General features: G+C 77.3%; 1 protein-coding gene. It reads left to right on the forward strand.

The window, feature by feature from the left end; genetic code table 11:
- Positions 1–3216: SDR family NAD(P)-dependent oxidoreductase (locus tag AXW62_RS37710; RefSeq protein ID WP_159061056.1), on the forward strand; the 3216-nt coding region annotated here is incomplete at both ends.

Consider the following 3216-nt stretch of genomic DNA (forward strand, 5'->3'; position numbering starts at 1 on the left):
ACCTACCCGTTCGCCCGCCGGCGCTTCTGGCTCGGGCCGGGTGGCGCCTCGGCCGGCCTGACCACGGTGGCGCACCCGGTGCTCGGCGCGGTGGTGCCGAGCCCCGACGGCGCGCTGAGCCTGGTGGGGCGGGTGTCCCTGGCCACCCACGGGTGGCTGGGCGACCACCGGGTCCTGGGCACCGCCCTGATCCCCGGCACCGGTCTGGTCGAACTGGCCCTGCGCGCCGGCTGGGAGGCGGACTGCCCCGCCCTGCGCGACCTGACGCTGCGGGCGCCCCTTACCCTGCCGGAACAGGGCGGCGTCCGGATCCAGGTGACCGTCGGCCCCGCCGGAGCCGACGGCACCCGGACGGTGGGCATCCACTCCCGCCCCGACCAAGCGGTCCTCGAGACGCCCTGGACCCTGCACGCCGAGGGCCTGCTGGGCCCCGCCGCGCCGGCGCCCCAGGGCGACGGCGCCCCCTGGCCGCCGGAGGACCCGGACACCCCGGTGGACGCCATCGACGTCAGCGACGCCTACGAGGTGCTGGCCGGGCGCGGATACGCCTACGGCCCCGCCTTCCGCGGACTGCGGGCCGCCTGGCGGCGCGGCGACGACGTCTTCGCCGAGGTCGTCCTCCCCGAGGAGGCCCAGCAGGACGCCGACGGCTTCACGATCCACCCGGCCCTGCTCGACGCCGCCCTGCACGCCGGGCTGATCGCCGACGATCCGGCCGGTGACCAGCCGCCCGTCCTGCCGTTCGCCTGGACCGGCGTCGGCCTGCACGCCACCGGCGCCACCGCGCTGCGCGTCCGCATCAGCCGCTCCTCCTCCGGCGCGGCCTCGGTGACGGTGACCGACACCGCCGGGACGCCCCTGCTCTCCGTGGACTCGCTGGCCGGCCGCCCCGTCCCGCCCGAGCACCTGGCCACGGCGGGCACCCCGGCGGACCACGCCCTGTGGGCGGTGCGCTGGACCCCCGCGCCGGACGGCACCGCCGCGGCCGGGGCGCCGGATCCCGTACCGGCGGTCGAGGCGGCCTCGTTCGCCGCACACCTGGCCGCGCTGGCCGCGGACGGGACCCCGCCGCCGTACGTGCCGGTCCTCTGCACGGCCGCGGGCGACGGCGAGCTGCCCGCACAGGTGCGGACCGCCACCGCCGGCGCACTGGCGGCGGTCCAGGCGTTCCTCGCGGACGAGCGGTTCGCCTCCTCGCGGCTGGCGGTCGTGACCCGTGGCGCGGTGGCCGTGGACCCGGTGGAGCCGGTGGACCTGCGGGCCGCGCCCGTGTGGGGCCTGGTCCGCGCCGCGCAGGCGGAGCACCCGGGTCGGATCGTCCTGGTGGACACCGACCACGACGAACCGTCGTGGCAGCGGCTCGCCACCGCCGCGCTCGGCGACGAGCCCGAGCTGGCGGTACGCGCCGGACGGGTCCTGCTGCCGCGGCTGAGCCCCCTGGCCGGCGGCACCGGCGAGGAGCCGGGGTTCGGGGCGGGCACCGTCCTGGTCACGGGCGGCACCGGCGGCCTCGGCGCCCTCGTGGCCCGGCACCTGGTGGCCGAGCACGGGGTGCGGCGCCTGCTGCTCCTCTCGCGCCGCGGCGCCGAGGCCCCGGGCGCGGCGGAGCTGGCGCACGAGCTGACCCGGGCCGGCGCCCAGGTGCGCGTCGCGGCGTGCGACGTCGCGGACCGGGCGGCCTTGGCGGAGGCGATCGCGGACATTCCCGCGGACGCCCCCCTCACCGGCGTGGTGCACGTGGCCGGTGTCAGCGACGTGGGCATGGTGGACTCGCTGACGCCGGAGAAACTCGACGCCGTGCTCGCGCCCAAGTCCGACGCGGCCTGGTATCTGCACGAACTCACCGCCGACCTGCCGCTGTCGGCGTTCGTCATGTTCTCGTCCGCCGGCGGCCTGGTGCTGGCGGCGGGACAGGGCACCTACGCGGCGGCGAACGTCTTCCTGGACGCCCTCGCGCAACACCGGCGGGCCCGCGGCCTGCCGGGCACCTCCCTGCCGTTCGGCCTGTGGGACACGCGCACGGGGCTGGCGGGCGAGCTGAGCCACGCCGGTCTGGAGCGCATCCAGCGGCAGGGCCTGCCCGCCCTGTCCGTCCAGGAGGCACTGCGCGCGTTCGACGGCGCGGTGCGCGGCGACGAGCCGGTAGCGGTGCCGCTGCGCGTGGACACCGCCGCCCTGCGGGCGCGTGCCGCACGCGTACCCGCGCTGCTGCGCGGCCTGGCGGGACCGGTGGTACGGCGAGCCGCCCGGGGCACGGCGCCCGGCGGCGCGAAGGCGGGCTCACCGCTGGCGCGGCGGGTGCTGGCGGCCGAACCCGGCGAACGCGAGCGGATGGTGCTCCGGGCCGTCCGGGAGAAGGCTGCGGCGGTGCTGGGCCACACCTCGGCGGAGGCGGTGCCGGCCGACCGGGCCTTCCAGGAGCTCGGCTTCGACTCACTGACCGCCGTCGAGCTGCGCAACGACCTGAACGACAGCACCGGCCTACGGCTGCCCGCCACCCTCGTCTTCGACTACCCGAACGCCCAGGCCGTCGCCGCGTACCTGGTCTCCGAGATCACCGGTGCCGCGGAGACCGGCCCGCTGCCGGCCGCGTCGGCACCGGCGGCGGCGCGGCCGGACGAGCCGATCGCGATCGTCGGCATGGCCTGCCGCTACCCCGGCGGCATTGCCTCCCCCGAGGACATGTGGCGGCTGGTGACGGACGGCGTGGACGCGGTCTCAGGCTTCCCCGCCGACCGCGGCTGGGACGTCGACGGGCTGTACGCCCCCGAGCCCGGCCTGCCGGGGAAGACCTACACGCGGCAGGGCGGCTTCCTCTACGACGCCGCGGACTTCGACCCCGACTTCTTCGGCATCTCGCCGCGCGAGGCGCAGCGCATGGACCCGCAGCAGCGGCTCCTGCTCGAAGTCTCCTGGGAGGCCGTCGAGCGCGCCGGCGTCGACCCGACGGCGCTGCGGGGCAGCCGCACCGGCGTGTTCGCGGGCGTCATGTACCACGACTACGGCCTCAGCACCGCCTCCGCGTCCACCAGCGGGGGAAGCCTGGTCTCCGGCCGTATCTCCTACACCCTGGGCCTGGAGGGTCCGGCGGTGACGGTGGACACGGCGTGCTCGTCGTCGCTGGTGGCGTTGCATCTGGCGGCGCAGGCGCTGCGGAACGGTGAGTGTGATCTGGCGCTGGCGGGCGGTGTCACGGTGATGTCCACGCCGGGCATG

Origin of the sequence: Streptomyces hygroscopicus subsp. hygroscopicus, assembly GCF_001553455.1 — a bacterium.
Lineage (GTDB): Bacteria > Actinomycetota > Actinomycetes > Streptomycetales > Streptomycetaceae > Streptomyces > Streptomyces hygroscopicus.